Origin of the sequence: Plantactinospora sonchi (assembly GCF_036422035.1) — a bacterium.
GTDB classification, from domain to species: Bacteria; Actinomycetota; Actinomycetes; order Mycobacteriales; family Micromonosporaceae; genus Plantactinospora; species Plantactinospora sonchi.
The window spans coordinates 88,749-103,678 of record NZ_JAZGQK010000007.1 but is presented as its reverse complement, the minus strand read 5'-3'; the positions used below and the strand labels follow the sequence as shown (position 1 = coordinate 103,678).

The 14,930-nt window shown below is 71.7% G+C and carries 12 protein-coding genes; 6 read left to right on the top strand and 6 right to left on the bottom strand.

The window, feature by feature from the left end:
- The first annotated feature begins 34 nt into the window (after positions 1-34).
- From V1633_RS09785 to V1633_RS09775, 3 genes are all read left to right on the top strand, one after another.
- The gene (locus V1633_RS09785; protein WP_331213904.1) at positions 35-463 is read left to right on the top strand and encodes a PPOX class F420-dependent oxidoreductase; all 429 of its coding nucleotides are present in this window, start codon (positions 35-37) and stop codon (positions 461-463) included.
- Positions 464-582: 119 nt separating this feature from the next.
- A complete protein-coding gene (locus V1633_RS09780; RefSeq protein ID WP_331213903.1) occupies positions 583-705 on the top strand; it encodes a 50S ribosomal protein L36 in 123 nt (40 codons plus the stop codon).
- A gap of 81 nt (positions 706-786) precedes the next feature.
- Complete coding sequence (locus V1633_RS09775; RefSeq protein WP_331213902.1) at positions 787-1,674, top strand: ABC transporter substrate-binding protein; 888 nt, start codon at positions 787-789, stop codon at positions 1,672-1,674.
- A gap of 44 nt (positions 1,675-1,718) precedes the next feature.
- Here the strand turns inward: V1633_RS09775 and aceB are convergent, their stop codons facing one another.
- Positions 1,719-3,296: a malate synthase A gene (gene aceB, locus V1633_RS09770; protein WP_331213901.1), complete on the bottom strand. Its 1,578-nt coding sequence runs from the start codon at positions 3,294-3,296 to the stop codon at positions 1,719-1,721.
- Between the two features lie 79 nt (positions 3,297-3,375).
- The gene (gene aceA, locus V1633_RS09765; RefSeq protein WP_331213900.1) at positions 3,376-4,644 is read right to left on the bottom strand and encodes an isocitrate lyase; all 1,269 of its coding nucleotides are present in this window, start codon (positions 4,642-4,644) and stop codon (positions 3,376-3,378) included.
- A gap of 196 nt (positions 4,645-4,840) precedes the next feature.
- Between aceA and V1633_RS09760 the strand changes: the two genes are divergently transcribed.
- Positions 4,841-6,238, top strand: coding sequence for a short-chain fatty acyl-CoA regulator family protein (locus V1633_RS09760; RefSeq protein ID WP_331213899.1), 1,398 nt, complete (start codon positions 4,841-4,843; stop codon positions 6,236-6,238).
- Between the two features lie 285 nt (positions 6,239-6,523).
- Positions 6,524-8,215, top strand: a complete 1,692-nt coding sequence (locus tag V1633_RS09755; protein ID WP_331213898.1) for a peroxidase family protein — start codon at positions 6,524-6,526, stop codon at positions 8,213-8,215.
- On the opposite strand, the gene V1633_RS09750 is transcribed toward V1633_RS09755, so the two are convergent.
- From V1633_RS09750 to V1633_RS09735, 4 genes are all read right to left on the bottom strand, one after another.
- Complete coding sequence (locus V1633_RS09750; RefSeq protein ID WP_331213897.1) at positions 8,199-9,533, bottom strand: adenylosuccinate synthetase; 1,335 nt, start codon at positions 9,531-9,533, stop codon at positions 8,199-8,201. The two genes, V1633_RS09755 and V1633_RS09750, sit on opposite strands and share 17 nt — an antisense overlap.
- Positions 9,530-10,495, bottom strand: coding sequence for a hypothetical protein (locus tag V1633_RS09745; protein ID WP_331213896.1), 966 nt, complete (start codon positions 10,493-10,495; stop codon positions 9,530-9,532). Before V1633_RS09745 ends, V1633_RS09750 begins: the two co-directional genes overlap by 4 nt.
- A gap of 98 nt (positions 10,496-10,593) precedes the next feature.
- Positions 10,594-11,586, bottom strand: coding sequence for a protein kinase family protein (locus tag V1633_RS09740; RefSeq protein WP_331213895.1), 993 nt, complete (start codon positions 11,584-11,586; stop codon positions 10,594-10,596).
- Positions 11,583-12,335 carry an NUDIX hydrolase gene (locus V1633_RS09735; protein WP_331214196.1) on the bottom strand — a complete coding sequence of 251 codons (753 nt, stop codon included), beginning with the start codon at positions 12,333-12,335 and terminating at the stop codon, positions 11,583-11,585. Before V1633_RS09735 ends, V1633_RS09740 begins: the two co-directional genes overlap by 4 nt.
- 220 nt (positions 12,336-12,555) lie before the next feature.
- On the opposite strand from V1633_RS09735, the gene V1633_RS09730 reads away from it, so the two are divergent.
- Positions 12,556-14,682 carry an MMPL family transporter gene (locus tag V1633_RS09730; protein ID WP_331213894.1) on the top strand — a complete coding sequence of 709 codons (2,127 nt, stop codon included), beginning with the start codon at positions 12,556-12,558 and terminating at the stop codon, positions 14,680-14,682.
- Positions 14,683-14,930: the final 248 nt, after the last annotated feature.

Here is a 14,930-nt window from a genome sequence, read left to right as displayed (position 1 = left end):
CCACCCAGTACGGGACAAAGGGCATGATGGGTACATGGCGCATCAGATGACCGATGAGCAGTGGCGGAGCTTCGTCTCGGCGGGGACCCGGACGGGCAAGATCGCCACCGTACGGGCCGACGGCTCGCCGCACATCGTGCCGATCTGGTTCCTCCTCGACGGTGACGACGTCGTCTTCAACACCGGGAAGACCTCGGTCAAGGGCCGTTCACTGGCCCGGGACGGGCGGGCCGCGCTCTGCGTCGACGACGAGAACCCGCCGTTCGCCTTCGTCACGCTGCGCGGCCGGGCGACGATCAGCGAGAACCTGGACGAGATGCGGTATTGGGCCACCCGCCTCGCCGCCCGCTACCTCGGCGAGGAGCAGGCCGAGGAGTTCGGTGTCCGCAACGCCGTACCCGGTGAACTGCTGGTGCGGTTGCGGATCGACCAGGTGACGGCGTACTCCCGGATGACCGACTGAACCGGGGCGAACCTCGCATACCACCACGTTCCTCCACCGGCCGCCGGAATCCCGACCGGCCCGGTGGCGTTGTGGTCGACGTACGGATGACTGTCCGGACCCAGCCGAGGAGGATGACCATGAGGGTTCGTAGTTCACTGCGGGCGTTGAAGCAGAAGCCGGGCTCGGTGGTGGTACGCCGGCACGGCCGGGTGGTGGTCGTGAACCGCACCAACCCGCGCTGGAAGTCCCGCCAGGGCTGACCTGGTTGAACCCCCCGACGGTCGAGCCGGACGGACGGGGCCGGGTGAGCCGGCCGTCGTCCGGACCGGCACCATGGGGACATGCGTCTGGTCTCCCTGCTGCCGTCCGCCACCGAGATCGTCTACGCGCTCGGGCTCGGTGACGACCTCGTCGGCGTCACCTTCGAGTGCGACGAACCGCCGTCGGCCCGCACGGACAAGACGGTCGTGGTCGGCGGCCGGGACACCCGGGGGATGAGCCCGGGTGAGATCGACGACTACGTGAAGGCGCGGATGGCGGCCGGCGAGGACCTCTACACCCTGCACGCGGACGCGCTCGCCGACCTCGACCCGGAACTGATCCTGACCCAGGACCTCTGCCGGGTCTGCGCACTCCCCTCCGGCCACGTGGAGAACGCCCTCGACTACCTCGGTTGCCGGTCGGACGTACTCTCGCTCGACCCGTACAGCCTGGACGAGGTGCTCGAAAGCATCGTGGCGGTGGGGGCGCGCACCGGCGTACCGGACCGGGCCGAGGCCCTGGTCGGCCGGCTGCGCTCGCGGCTCGCCGCGGTGGCCGCCGCCGTCGCCGGCCGATCCCGGCCCCGGGTCGCGGTCGTGGAGTGGGTCGAGCCGCCGTTCACCGCCGGCCACTGGGTTCCCGACCTGGTCCGGGCCGCCGGCGGCGAGCCGGTCGCGGCCCGCCCCGGCGCCCGGTCAGTACAGACGACATGGCGGGAGTTCACCGAGGCCGCCCCGGACCTGGTGATCGTCTCCCCCTGCGGATTCCACCTGGAGGGCGCGGTCGCACAGGCGCGACTCGTCGCCGAACGGCTGCCCGGTGTACCGGTCTGGGCGATCGACGCGGACGGGCTCGTGGTCCGCCCCGGACCCCGACTGGTCGACGGCGTCGAGGCGATCGCCGCGCTGCTCCACCCGGGTGTCGTACCGGATCCGCCGGCCGGGGCGATCGCCCGGGTGACGTGTTGACAGGGACCCCTTCCTCTACAGAAACGACAGGAAGGGGCCCTTCCTTACATGTGGTGGGCGTATGCCTCGGTGGTGAAGAAGGCGGGTAGGTCGTCGGCGAGGGCGGTGCGTTCGAGGATCGCCGCGGCGTCGGTGATCCGCTGCCGGTCGGCGGGATCGCGTTCGGCGCAGAGGGTGGCCACCTCGTCGGCGAGCAGTGCCCGGACCCGGTCGGGGGTGACCCGGCCCCCTTCGGCCAGCGGCGTCGCGTGGTGCAGCCACTGCCACACCTGACAGCGGGCGATCTCGGCGGTGGCGGCGTCCTCCATCAGGTTGAAGATGGCGGCGGCGCCGGTGCCGCCGAGCCAGGCGTCGAGGTAGCGCAGTGCCACGGCGATGTTGCCCCGCAGTCCGTCCGCGCTGACCCGACCCGGTGTCCGATCCACCGCCAGCAGGTCGTCGGCGGTGACCGTGACCTCGGCCCGGAGCCGGTCGAGCTGGTGCGGCCGGTCGCCGAGCACCGCGTCGAAGGACTCCCGGCAGATCTCGACCAGCCCGGGGTGGGCCACCCAGGAACCGTCGAAGCCATCGTCGGCCTCGCGCTCCTTGTCCGCCCGCACCCTGGCCAGCGCGACGGTGTTGACCTCCGGGTCGCGGCTGGGGATGAAGGCGGCCATCCCGCCGAGGGCGTGCGCCCCCCTTCGGTGGCAGGTCCGGACCAGCAGTTCGGTGTACGCCCGCATGAACGGCACGGTCATGGTCACCTCGCCCCGGTCGGGGAGCACGAAGTCGTCCCGGCAGCCGAAGTTCTTGATGATGCTGAAGATGTAGTCCCAGCGGCCCGCGTTCAGCCCGGCGGCGTGCTCACGCAGCTCGTAGAGGATCTCCTCCATCTCGAAGGCGGCGGTGATCGTCTCGACCAGTACGGTGGCCCGGATGGTGCCCTGCGGGATGCCGACGTACTGCTGGGCGAAGCGGAACACGTCGTTCCAGAGTCGCGCCTCCCGGTGGTCCTCCAGTTTGGGCAGGTAGAAATAGGGGCCGCTGCCGGCGTCGAGTTGCCGCTGCGCGCAGTGCACGAAGTAGAGCCCGAAGTCGACGAGGCTGGCCGAGATCGGTCGACCGTCGACGACCAGGTGTTTCTCCACCAGGTGCCAACCGCGTGGCCGGACGACGATGGTGGCGGGGTCGGGGCCCACGACGTACCGCTTGCCGCGCTGGTCGGTGAAGTCGATCCGCCGGTCGATCGCGTCGACCAGGTTGAGCTGGCCGCTGATCACGTTGTGCCAGGTCGGCGCGAGGGCGTCCTCGAAGTCGGCCAGCCACACCCGCGCCCCGGAGTTGAGCGCGTTGACGGTCATCCGGCGGTCGGTCGGTCCGGTGATCTCCACCCGGCGGTCGACCAGTCCGGGGGCGGGTGGCGCGACCCGCCAGTCCGGGTCGGCCCGGATGCCCGCCGTCTCGGGCAGGAAGCCGGGGAGCTGGCCCTCGGCGTACCGGGCACGCCGGGCCCGTCGGGTGTCCAGCACCGCCACCCGGCGGGCGGCGAACTCGCGGTCGAGCGCGACCAGGAAGTCCAGCGCCTTCGGGCTGAGGATCTCGTCGTACCGGTCGGCCATCGGTCCGGTGATCTGGATGTTCATGCCGGCACTCCGCTCCGTTCCGGGCCGCGGTGCGGCACCTTGGCACTGGGCTGGCGGGTTCGCTCGCGACGCTCGCGCATCAGAACTGCTCCTCCTCGGTCGAGCCGCGCAGCGCGGTGGTCTCGGCGGCGGGGTTGAGCACGGTGCTGACCAGGTCGAAGTAGCCGGTGCCGACCTCGCGCTGGTGCTTGACCGCGGTGTAGCCGTCCGGCTCGGCGGCGAACTCGCGCTCCTGCAGCGAGACGTACGCCGGCATGCCGACGGTGGCGTAGCCCCGGGCCAGCTCGAACATGGAGTAGTTCAGGGCGTGGAAGCCGGCCAGGGTGATGAACTGGAACTTGTAGCCCATGTGACCCAGTTCGCGCTGGAACTTGGCGATGGTGGCGTCGTCGAGGTGACGGCGCCAGTTGAACGACGGAGAGCAGTTGTAGGCGAGCATCTGCTCCGGGTGGCGCGCCTTGATCGCCTCGGCGAAGCGGCGGGCCAGCTCCAGGTCCGGGGTGCTGGTCTCCATCCACAGCAGATCGGCGTACGGCGCGTACGCCAGGCCCCGGGCGATGCACGGCTCCAGCCCGTTGCGGACCCGGTGGAAGCCCTCGGCGGTCCGCTCGCCGGTGAGGAACGGCTGGTCCCGCTCGTCGGTGTCGGTGGTGATCAGTGTCGCGGCCTGCGCGTCGGTGCGGGCGATGATCACGGAGGGCACGCCTGCGACGTCGGCGGCGAGCCGGGCCGAGGTCAGGGTCCGGATGTGCTGTCCGGTCGGGACCAGCACCTTGCCGCCGAGGTGGCCGCACTTCTTCTCGCTGGCGAGCTGGTCCTCCCAGTGCACCCCGGCCGCGCCGGCCACGATCATCGCGGTCATCAGCTCGTACGCGTTGAGTACGCCGCCGAAGCCGGCCTCGGCGTCGGCGACGATCGGGGCGAGCCAGTCGACGGCGGGGGCGGTACCCTCGGCGGTCTCGATCTGGCCGGCACGCAGCAGCGCGTTGTTGATCCGGCGGACCGCCGCCGGCACCGAGTTCGCCGGGTAGAGGCTCTGGTCCGGGTACGTCTGGCCGGCGAGGTTGGCGTCCGCGGCGACCTGCCATCCGGAGAGGTAGATCGCCTTCAGCCCGGCCCGGACCATCTGCACGGCCTGGTTGCCGGTGAGCGCGCCGAGCGCGGGCAGGTGGTCCTCGGTCTGCAGCAGCCGCCACAGCCGCTCGGCGCCCCGGCGGGCGAGGGTGTGTTCCTCGGTGACGACCCCGCGCAGCCGGACGACGTCCTCGGCCCGGTAGCTCCGCTCGACACCCCGCCACCGGGAGTCGGTGGCCCAATCATTGCGCAACTGTTCGACCGGCGTACTCATCGTCTGCTCCTTCGGGGTCGGTGATCACGTACCGTTCACCGGTGCATGACCAGAACCATGGCACGGGCCCGATCGGGTGGTCGAGATACGGAAACAGCGAATTCTTGAAAATCTGTCACCCCTATTCTGCGAAGTTGCGAATGGCCTTCTTAACACTTGTGTTAATGTGAGCTGATCGCAGGCGTTGGGAGGCGCCATGGTCAAGACGTTCGCGGGCGCGCGGTTACGCCGGCTACGCGAGGAGCACGGCGTCAGCCAGATCGAGCTGGCCCGGCGGCTCGGCATCTCCCCCAGCTATCTCAACCAGCTCGAACACGACACCCGGCCGCTCACCGTGCCGGTGCTGATCCGGATCACCGAGGTCTTCGGGGTCGACACCGCGTACTTCGCCCCGCACGACACGCCGCGGCTGGTGGCCGAACTGCGCGAGGCACTGCCGGCCCGGGCCACCCTGCCCGACCTGACCGAGCTGGCCAGCCGGCTGCCCGAGGTGGCCGAGGCGGTGATCGACCTCTACCGGCGCTACCGACAGACCAACGACCAGCTCGCCGAGGTGGTCGGCGACCGGGAACTCGTGCCCGGACGCAGTCCGCACGACCAGGTGAGCGACTTCTTCTACCGACGGCAGAACTACGTACCGGACCTGGACGAGGCGGCGGAGGCGCTGGCCGTCGAGATCCGGATCCGACGCGGCGAGGCCCGGGCGGCACTGACCGACCGGCTGGCCGACCGGCACGGCGTCCGGGTCGTCCGACAGGACACCGACGCGCTCGCCGGCGAACTGCACCGGTACCAGCCGCAGAGCCGGACACTGCACCTGTCGACGTCGCTGCGGTCCGGGCAGGAGGCGATCCGGATGGGTGCCCAGATCGCCCTGCTGGAATACGCCGACGTGATCGACGAAATCATCGAGGAGGAGCGGATCTACGACGTACAGACGCAGATCCTGCTGCGGGTCGGCCTGGCCAACTACTTCGCGGCCGCGCTGATCCTGCCGTACCGGGAGTTCCTCGACACCGCCGAGGCGATGCGGTACGACATCGAACTGCTCACCAACCACTTCGTGATGGGCTGGGAGAGCGTCTGCCACCGGTTGAGCACCCTGCAGCGGCCCCGGGCCCGGGGAGTGCCGTTCTCCTTCGTCCGGGTCGACCGGGCGGGCAACATGTCCAAGCGCCAGTCGGCGACCGGTTTTCCGTTCTCCCGCTCCGGCGGCACCTGTCCGCTGTGGAACGTCTACGAGGCGTTCAGCGCGCCGGGGAGGGTGATGACCCAGGTCGCGGCGATGCCGGACGGGCAGCGGTACCTGTGGATCGCCCGTACCGTCACCCGGCACCACGGCGGGTACGGCCAGCCGGGCAAGGTCTTCGCCATCGGGCTCGGCTGCGAACTGCGGCACGCCGGGCGGCTGGTCTACTCCGCCGGGCGGGACCTGCAGGCGACGGGTGCGGCGACCCCGATCGGGCCGGGTTGCAAGACCTGTGAGCGGCTGACCTGCCCGCAGCGGGCCGCCGCGCCGATCGGCCGCCGCCTGGACCTGGACGAGAACCGCAGCACCTTCATCCCGTACCCGCTGAAGACGGAGACACCATAAACCGACACCATTCCGGAGAGTAGTCAAATAAATTCGAATGGTGACGCAAATGCGGTGCCGAAGTCGCATCGTCGACAGTAGGTGGACGAGGCGGCAACCGCGACGGACTCTGGGGTCAGTCGACCGAGACCGGCATTCCGAACCGCGCCACATCGACTGGTCCGCGCCGATCGCGGACGTTTCACGGGGGATCATTTCCGCGCATTGTCGTGCGCGTTTTCCATTGGTGTCCCCCGCTGTCGGGCGGCCGGTCGACCGCCGGTCCTCACGAGGGAGGAACGACTGATGAAACGGCACATGCGGGAGGACTACCTGGTCGAGGGGGAGGGCCTGCTCTCCTTCGACGAGCAGCGGCAGCCGACCGCGAAGCGGCCTTCGACAACGGCGGAGCTGCGCAAGTTCCGGTTCTCCCGGCTCGGCCCGCAGGGTGAGCAGCCGCCGGAGGAACTGCGCGCCGCGCTGGCCCGGGCGATGGTCGCCGGGGTCTCCGCCGACTCGGCGGACCCGGCGGTACCCGCCGGCTACACCTACCTCGGCCAGTTCGTCGACCACGACCTGACCATGGACGCCACCGCGGCCGCGCTCGGCTCCGACGTCTCGGTGGACGACCTGCTCCAGGGCCGCTCACCCGCGCTCGACCTGGACTCGCTCTACGGGCGTGGCCCGACGGACCAGCACGACCGGATCTTCTACGCCGACGACGGCGTGCACCTGTTGGTGGGGCGGACCGCCGCGGTCTCCGGACCGCCGCCGGTCGATCCCGCCGCCAACCAGGATCTCGACGGCTTCGACCTGCCCCGGTCCGGGCTGGGCTCGACGAAGCGGGAACGCCGGGCCGCGCTGATCCCGGACGCCCGCAACGACGAGAACCTCGCCGTGGCCCAGACCCACCTGGCGTTCATCCGGTTCCACAACCGGGTGGTCGACCAGCTCGCCACCGGCGGGCTGGCCGGGCCGGCGCTGTTCCGGACCGCCCGGTCGGTGGTGGTCAAGCACTACCAGTGGATGCTGCGCACCGACTTCCTGCCCCGGATCGTGTCACCCGAGGTGGTGGAGGACGTCTTCACCAACGGACGCCGGTTCTTCGAGGTCTCCGCCGGTTACGACAGCCGCTACCGGGGTCGCTGGGTGCAGCCGGGCGACCGGCCCACCATGCCGATCGAGTTCTCCGTCGCGGCGTACCGGCTCGGGCACAGCATGGTCCGGGAGGTGTACGACTGGAACCGGATCTTCCGTACCGGCACCACCACCGGACTGCCGCCCGGCACCCTGGAACTGCTGTTCCAGTTCTCCGGGACCAGTGGCAACCTCTCCCCCGACGGATCGCTCGACGATCCCGAGTCCGGCTCGTTCGAGCGCCTGCCGACGAACTGGATCGCCGACTTCCGCCGGCTGTACGACTTCGCCGAGGCCGGCCGGGACGACCTGGTGGTCGACCCGGAGCGGGAGGGTCCCGGGCTGAACCTGACCCGGCGCATCGACAGCCGACTGGTGGACCCGCTGCGCAACCTGCCGCTCGGTTCCTTCGGTGGACGCGGCACCGCGCCGGCCGACATCGAGCGGAACCTCGCCTTCCGCAACCTGACCCGGGCCGTCATGGTCCGGCTCGCCAGCGGGCAGCAGATGGCCGAGTTCCTCGACCTGGTGCCGCTCAAGCCCGACGAGATCCTGCACGGCCTCGACGGTGCCGTGCTCGACGAGCTGACCGACCCGCAGCGGGAGGCGTTGACCACCAACACGCCACTGTGGTTCTACGTGCTGCGGGAGGCCGAGTTCAACGGCGGTCGGCTGGACGGGGTGGGAGCCCGGATCGTCGCCGAGGTGTTCCACCGGGCCATGGAGGGCAGCCGGAGCTCCATCCTGCGGGACCCGACCTGGCGGCCGACGCTCGGCCCCGACCCGGACACCTTCCGGATGGTCGACCTGCTGCTCTTCGCCTTCGAGGGCAGGGCCGAGCTGCTCAACCCGCTCGGCTGACCGTACCGCCGGCGGCGGGCGGCGCGGAGCACGGCCGGGAGCCCCGGCTCGGGACGGTCACCCGCCCCGGGCCGGGCACCCCGCCCGGGCCGGGTCGCTTGTCGCCGGCCCGGGGGCCGTACGACGTCACCAGCACCGGCAGGCCGAGCAGCTCACCGATCGCCGCCGGCCAGTCGTCCGGCCGGTGTAGTTCCGCCGGCCGGGCCTGAGAAAGCAGGGCGGTGAGCCGCTCCTGGTGGGCGAGGTCCCCCCGGTGGCCGGGCGTCAGCCGCCGCAGTGGCGTCCCGGCCACGTCGTAACCGGTGCAGATCCGCAGCGCGGGCACCCGTTCCGGTACGTCGGCGTGGGTGACCGCCAAGGCGTCCACGCCGGCACAGACCTCCACCGCGTACCGGTGCGCCACCGCGTCGAAGTGCCCGACCCGGAACGGGCCCTGCCAGCGACCTGTCCCGTTGTGCGGCTCGGGCAGGCGCAGCGCCGGGTCCTCGGTGACGAACGGGCCGGCACCGTGCCGGGTGGTGTACGTGCGTACCACACCGAGGCGCAACGCCGACCGGTCCGCCTCGGCCAGCAGGGTGGCCGCGTTGTCGAAGGTCGTCGTCGACCACGTGGTGTACGGGTGCCAGCCGTACCACTCGTCGAGCAGCACCCCCTGGGCGCCCTCGAGGACGCACGGCCCGGCACGCAGCAGGCGACGCCGGACGGCCGCCCCGTCCACCACCGACACCGCCGCGCCGAACGCCCGGAACGTCGCCACCACGTCGTCGACCGGCGGGGCGTCGAGCGGGCCCAGCTCGTCGGTGAGCCGGTCCCGTACCTCGGTCAGCCGGCGGCGCAGCCGGGCCGGATCGTGGACGTCGGCGGCCCGTGGGGCGTCCGGGCAGATCTGCGCGTACCGCACGGATTCCCCGACGCCGAGGCCGCACGAACCGTGCCGCCCGGCGCCCCGGCGCAGCTCCCGCACCCGGTTGGCGGCCCGGTGCCAGGGTGTCGCGAGCAGCGCGTCGCCGTCCACGGTGAGCAGCCCGAACGGGTCCGGTACGCCGAGCCCGGCCAGGTGGTCGGCCTCGGCCGCCAGCGCCACCGGGTCGACCACGACGAACCGCGACAGGTGGGTGGGGACGCCGGCCAGCGTCCCCGACCCGAACTGGGCGAAGGTGTGGTGCCGACCGTCCGGCGTCACCACGTTGTGGGCGGCCTGCGCACCCCCGTTGAACCGGATCACCGCGGTGACCGGCTGTCGCGCGCAGACCCACTCCACGGTGGTCCCCTTGCCCGCGTCGCCGTAGCCGAGGTCGACCACGACCACGTGTGTCACAGCCGGATCGTCCCGTCGCTGCCGGACCGCAGCCCGGTCAGCGGCACCGAGGTCCGGGTGACGGCGTCCCGGCGCAGCGGTGCCAGCGCCCGGCCGACGGACGGGCCGGCGGTGGACCCGAGGTCGCCGAGGTCACGCAGCCCGGTGTCGAGGTCGATGGACTCCTCGCCCAGTCCGACGGTGAGCGCGATGGTCTCGCAGACCGCGTCGAGGTCGTCGAGTTCCAGCACGTTCTGGCCGAGCAGGTCCCGCCAGGTGTCCAGGATCCCCGCGTCACCGGCGTAACTCGCCCCGCTCGGCAGGATGTAGTAGACCTCGTAGCTGCGGGACAGTTCCCGGACGATCTCCCGGACCGGGATCGGTTCGGCCAGCTCGTCGCCGACGATCCGGCGGACCTCCTTCGGCTTGACCCGGCCGTACGGCATCTCGTCACCGATCAGGAAGAGGTAGCCGCGCCGGCCGCGTCGCCGCACGCTGTCCAGCGTGGTGTGCCGGGCCATGAAGTACATCGCCAGCTCGTACGACTCGGTGCGCTGCCCGCCACCGCCGCCCTCCAAGACGATCTTCGCCAGCTGGTCGTCCATCCGGTTGTCCGACTCGAACTGGCCGATCTGCAACGGCACCCGGTCGCAGGTGGCGTCGCCGATCGCCCCGAACAGGATCTGCGGGTCGGTGACGTAGCCCTTGCGCAGCAGCAGTCCGAGCAGCTGCGGCAGCTTGGCCTGCAGCACCCGGGGCACGGCCCGCATCGAACCGGTGACGTCGAACAGCACGGCGATCGGCGTCGAGGCGGGGTGTTCGGCGCTGTCCCGGCTCTCCCGGACGGTCACGCCGAGCGGGTCGAGGTCGGGATGCACGGTACGAGCGCCGCTGTCGCTGTAGGCGAACGCGCTCGTACCGGTGGCCGCGCGGTAGCTCGCGGCGGCCGCGTACACGTTGGTGGACCAACGTCCACTGCCCATGACACTGTCCTTTCGGTCGCGGCCTGACCTGGTCAGGCCGCCGGGGTGGGCAAGGTCGGATCGGGGTCGGCCGGCGGGGTGGTCGGGGCTGACCGTGGTCAGGCCGGCAGGGTGAACGGTCGGAATCGGCGGGGTCCGTAGAGGTCGTGCAGCAGGTCGTCGAGTTCGGCGAGGAGGCGCCAGGCGTCGTCGGGGCGCATGGTCGGCCGGTCGAGCCGACAGCCGTCGGCGAATCGGCGCAGCGGTGCCGGCAGCCGGGGGCCGACCAGCCGGGCCATCAGGTCGGCGGCGGCGTACAGGTCGGTGGCCGGGGTGGCGGGGCGCCGTGCCGGCACCTCGGGTGGGTAGCGGTCGCGGTGCCGCGCGACGATCGCGGTGATCCGGTCGCCGGGCCGGACGGAGTAGCACCAGTCGACAAGGGCGAGCCCGTGCGCGGCGGGGTGGATGAGGACGTGTTCGGGCAGCACCGCGCCGTGCACGACACCGGCCCGGTGGGCCCAGCCGAGGCCGACCAGCAGCCGCCGCCACATCCAGGCGGCGTCGCGCGGATCGAGCCCGTCAGGGTGGTGACGGGCGACCTCGGCGAGGCTGACGAACCCGTCGAGGCGTTCCAGTACCGGCCCGGTGCGGCGTACCCCGGTCGCCGGCTCGTCGTGCACGACGGTGTCGAGCAGGCGGGGCGCGTACGCCCGGTGTCGCGGGTCGCCCTCGGCGACGAGCCGCGCGAGCGCGTCGATCTCGGCCCGGGCCAGGTCGCCGTCGGCCGGATCGCGGGGCAGTTTGAGCAGGCCGTACAGGTCTCCGTCGGTGACCTCGCGCAGCGTGGCGAGGTCACCGGTGGCGTACCCGTCGCCGACGACCCAGCGGTGTCGTCGGGTCTGGAGGACGGGGGTCTTCGCGGCCCAGAGCGCGGCGAGCCGGGCCGTCGCCGCGGTGGCGGCCGCGGTACGGCCGACCGGCGCGACGTCCGGGTGCAGGATCCTCACCAGCCGGCGGTACGACGTGACCCCGTCGACGAAGACCTCGGCGGGATCGTCCGTCCCCTGCACCAGCGCGACGGCCTCGTCGAAGCTGATCGTCCCCGGTTTCATCGCACCTGTTCCTCCCGGGTGGGCCGGAGCAGGGCGGGGTGCAGCAGGACGGCGTCCCCGGTCCGGTAGAGCCGGGCCCGGGGGCCACCGCGTTCGCCACCCCGGGTGGTGGTCTCCCCGGTGCTCTCCACGAACCCGGGCACCGAGAGCACCTTGCGGTGGAAGTTGCCGGCGTGCAGCTGCTCGCCCCACACCGCGGCGTAGACCGCGCGCAGTTCGGCGATGGTGAACTCCGGGCCGAGGAACGCCGTGGCCAACGGGCTGTACTCGAGCTTGGCGCGGGCGCGTTCCAGCCCGTCGGCGAGCACGAGACCGTGGTCGAAGGCCAGGTCACGGACGGTCTCGACCGGAAACCAGGCGGCTTTCGCGGCGTCGCCGCCGGCCTGCGGATCCGGCAGGCTCGGCGCGAACCCCAGGTAGGCCACCGAGATGACCCGCATCCGGGGGTCCCGGCCCGGATCGCCGTAGCTGCGGAGCTGTTCGAGGTGGACCCGGGCCAGCGCGTCCTCGCCGGGCCGCAGCCCGGTCTCCTCGGCCAGTTCGCGGCGGGCGGCCTCGTCCAGGGTCTCGTCCCGGACGAAGCCGCCGGGCAGGGCGAGGCGTCCCTGGTACGGATGTTCGGCGCGTTCGACGAGCAGCACGCTGAGTGCCCCGTCCCGGATGGTCAGCACCACCACGTCGACGGTGACCGCGACCGACGGGTAGGCCGTCGGGTCGTACTCGGCCAGGAACTGCGACTCCACGCCCATCATCACCCAGTCATTCTCAGAAGGAGTATTTCTCAGTACGAGAACAACATAGCGCCAGCCGGGCACCCCGGCAAGGTGCAGTCGGGCCGGTTGTCGGCTCCGAGCCGATCCGCAACCGCCGCCCACACCGGACAAAGCTGGCGGATTCACCTGATGATGTCACAAGGAGCGACTAGCTTGATCACGGAGAGAGAGTCGCCGACCACGAGAGGTGCCGCCGGTGTTCGCCCCAGTGGGACGGTTCGTGGTCCGCCACCCGGTCTGGGTGATCGTGGCCTGGATCGTGATCGCCGCAGCGGTGATCGGCGCCGCGCCCCGGCTCACCGCCACCACCGACGAGGCGTCCTTCCTGCCCGAGCACTACGAGTCGATCCGCGCCGCACAACTGCAGCAGACCGCCTTCCCCCAGGCCACCACGCCCGCCGCGATCATCGTCTTCGAGCGGCAGGACGACACGGCGCTGACCGACGCCGACGCGGCGAAGGTCGCGGCGATCGGGCAGGCGCTGGCCGCCCGGCAGATCCCGGACGTCCGCGCGGTGACCCCCACACCGCCGTCGCCCAACCGGCTGATCCAGATCATCGCGGTCCAGCTCACCCCGCAGCGCGGCCCGGGCGACCGGGCCCAGACCAAGGCGGTCCAGGCACTCCGGGACGCGCTCGGCGACCAGCTCGCCGGCTCCGGCCTCAAGGCCGGCATCACCGGTACTGCCGCGCAGGCGCTGGATGCCGAGAAGTCCGGGGACCGGGCCAACCTGATCATCGGTGTGGCCACCATCGGCCTGATCGTGCTGCTGCTCCTGATCATCTTCCGCAGCCCGATCATCGCGCTGCTGCCGGTCCTCACCATCGGCCTGATCTCCCAGATCGCGACCGGCCTGATCGCCTGGGCCAACGAGGCGTTCGACCTGAAGACCGACAGTTCGGTGAGCGCGATGCTCATCGTCGTGCTGTTCGGCGTCGGCACCGACTACATCCTGTTCCTGATGTTCCGCTACCGGGAACGGCTACGGCTCGGCGAGGACCCGAAGACGTCGATGATCAGCGCCGTCGCCCGGGCCGGCGAAGCGATCGCGTCGGCCGCCGGGGCGGTCATCATCGCCTTCCTGGCCCTGACCCTGTCGACGCTGGGCCTGTTCCGGTCCCTCGGGCCCGCACTGGCCATCGCCGTCGCCACCACCCTGCTCGCCGGCCTCACCCTGATCCCGGCCCTGGTGTCGCTGCTCGGCACGAAGGTGTTCTGGCCGTCGCGCGCCTGGCGGCGGGAACCGCGCGGCGCCCGGTTCGCCGCACTCGGCCGCTCGCTGGGCCGCCGACCGGCGGCGTACGCGGCGGTCTCCGGTGCCGCGTTGATCGTGCTCGCGGTCTTCTCCCTCGGCTTCCACCCGAACTTCGACCTCAGCAGCGGGTCGACCGCCACCGAGTCCGAGTCCAACCTGTGGAGCCGGGAACTGCTCAAGGGACTGCCCGCCGGAGCGACCGAACCGTCGAACGTCTTCCTGCGCTCGGACACCGGCGCGCCGCTGCCGGCCGACCGGCTGGCCGCGTACCGGGAGGAGCTGACCCGGGTGCCCGGCGTCGGCCAGGTCGCCCCGCCGGCCCTCTCGGCCGACCGGACCGTGGCGAACTTCCAGGTCACCCTCGACGACACCCCACAGTCCGCGGCGGCCCTGCGCACCGTGCGCGGTCCGCTGCGGCACACCGCGCACGCGGCGGAACCGGACGGGACGAGTGCGTTCGTCGGCGGCATCACCGCGGTCTTCGTCGACATCCAGGCCGCGGTCAACCGCGACTACGCGGTCGTCTTCCCGGTCGCCGCCGTGCTCATCATGGTGATCCTCGGACTGCTGCTGCGCAGCGTGGTGGCGCCCTGGTACCTGATGCTCTCGGTCGGCCTCGGCTTCGCCGCGACCCTGGGCGCCACCGTCCTGCTCTTCCAGGACGCGCTCGGCGAGCCCGGCCTGATCTTCATCCTGCCGGTGATCATGTACCTGTTCGTCGTCGCGCTCGGCACCGACTACAACATCCTGATGGTCGCCCGGCTCCGCGAGGAGGCCCGGGAGGGGCGCAGTCCCCGGGACGCCGCCGCGATGGCGATCCGGCACGCCGGACCGACGATCGCCGCCGCCGGCCTCATCCTCGCCGGTACGTTCGCCTCGCTCATGCTGGCCGGCAACAGCACCCTCACCCAGATGGGCTTCGCCATCTCGGTCGGGATCGCCATCGTCGCGTTCGTGATGTCCCTCTTCCTCACCCCGGCGATCACCGCGCTGCTCGGTCACGCCGCCTGGTGGCCCGGCCACCAGGACACCGCCGCCGAGCCGGCGCACCGGGACCCGGTCGGCTGAGTCACCCGCCGTTCCGACGCGCCCCTCCGGTGCCGTCGACGCCGTGCGGTGCGGCGGGTGCCCCGACCCGCCACGGTCCGGGTACGCGGACGACGACAGGTGCGGTACGCAGGCGGATCTCACCCGAACGACAGCGGGAGCCTACCGAACGCATCGGGGTAGCATCCCCCGTTGATCATCCCTCCAGGTCCCAATCTCCATGGTCGCCCCGACGTGGGCTCGCCGCCGGTCGGCCCTGGCCGGCGGGA

Bases quoted from the DNA above. Each gene is read 5' to 3' on its own strand.
- V1633_RS09785 (WP_331213904.1), top strand. From the start codon at position 35: ATGGCGCATCAGATGACCGATGAGCAGTGGCGGAGCTTCGTCTCGGCG.
- V1633_RS09780 (WP_331213903.1), top strand. From the start codon at position 583: ATGAGGGTTCGTAGTTCACTGCGGGCGTTGAAGCAGAAGCCGGGCTCG.
- V1633_RS09775 (WP_331213902.1), top strand. From the start codon at position 787: ATGCGTCTGGTCTCCCTGCTGCCGTCCGCCACCGAGATCGTCTACGCG.
- aceB (WP_331213901.1), bottom strand. From the start codon at position 3,296: ATGAACATCCAGATCACCGGACCGATGGCCGACCGGTACGACGAGATC.
- aceA (WP_331213900.1), bottom strand. From the start codon at position 4,644: ATGAGTACGCCGGTCGAACAGTTGCGCAATGATTGGGCCACCGACTCC.
- V1633_RS09760 (WP_331213899.1), top strand. From the start codon at position 4,841: ATGGTCAAGACGTTCGCGGGCGCGCGGTTACGCCGGCTACGCGAGGAG.
- V1633_RS09755 (WP_331213898.1), top strand. From the start codon at position 6,524: ATGAAACGGCACATGCGGGAGGACTACCTGGTCGAGGGGGAGGGCCTG.
- V1633_RS09745 (WP_331213896.1), bottom strand. From the start codon at position 10,495: ATGGGCAGTGGACGTTGGTCCACCAACGTGTACGCGGCCGCCGCGAGC.
- V1633_RS09740 (WP_331213895.1), bottom strand. From the start codon at position 11,586: ATGAAACCGGGGACGATCAGCTTCGACGAGGCCGTCGCGCTGGTGCAG.
- V1633_RS09735 (WP_331214196.1), bottom strand. From the start codon at position 12,335: ATGGGCGTGGAGTCGCAGTTCCTGGCCGAGTACGACCCGACGGCCTAC.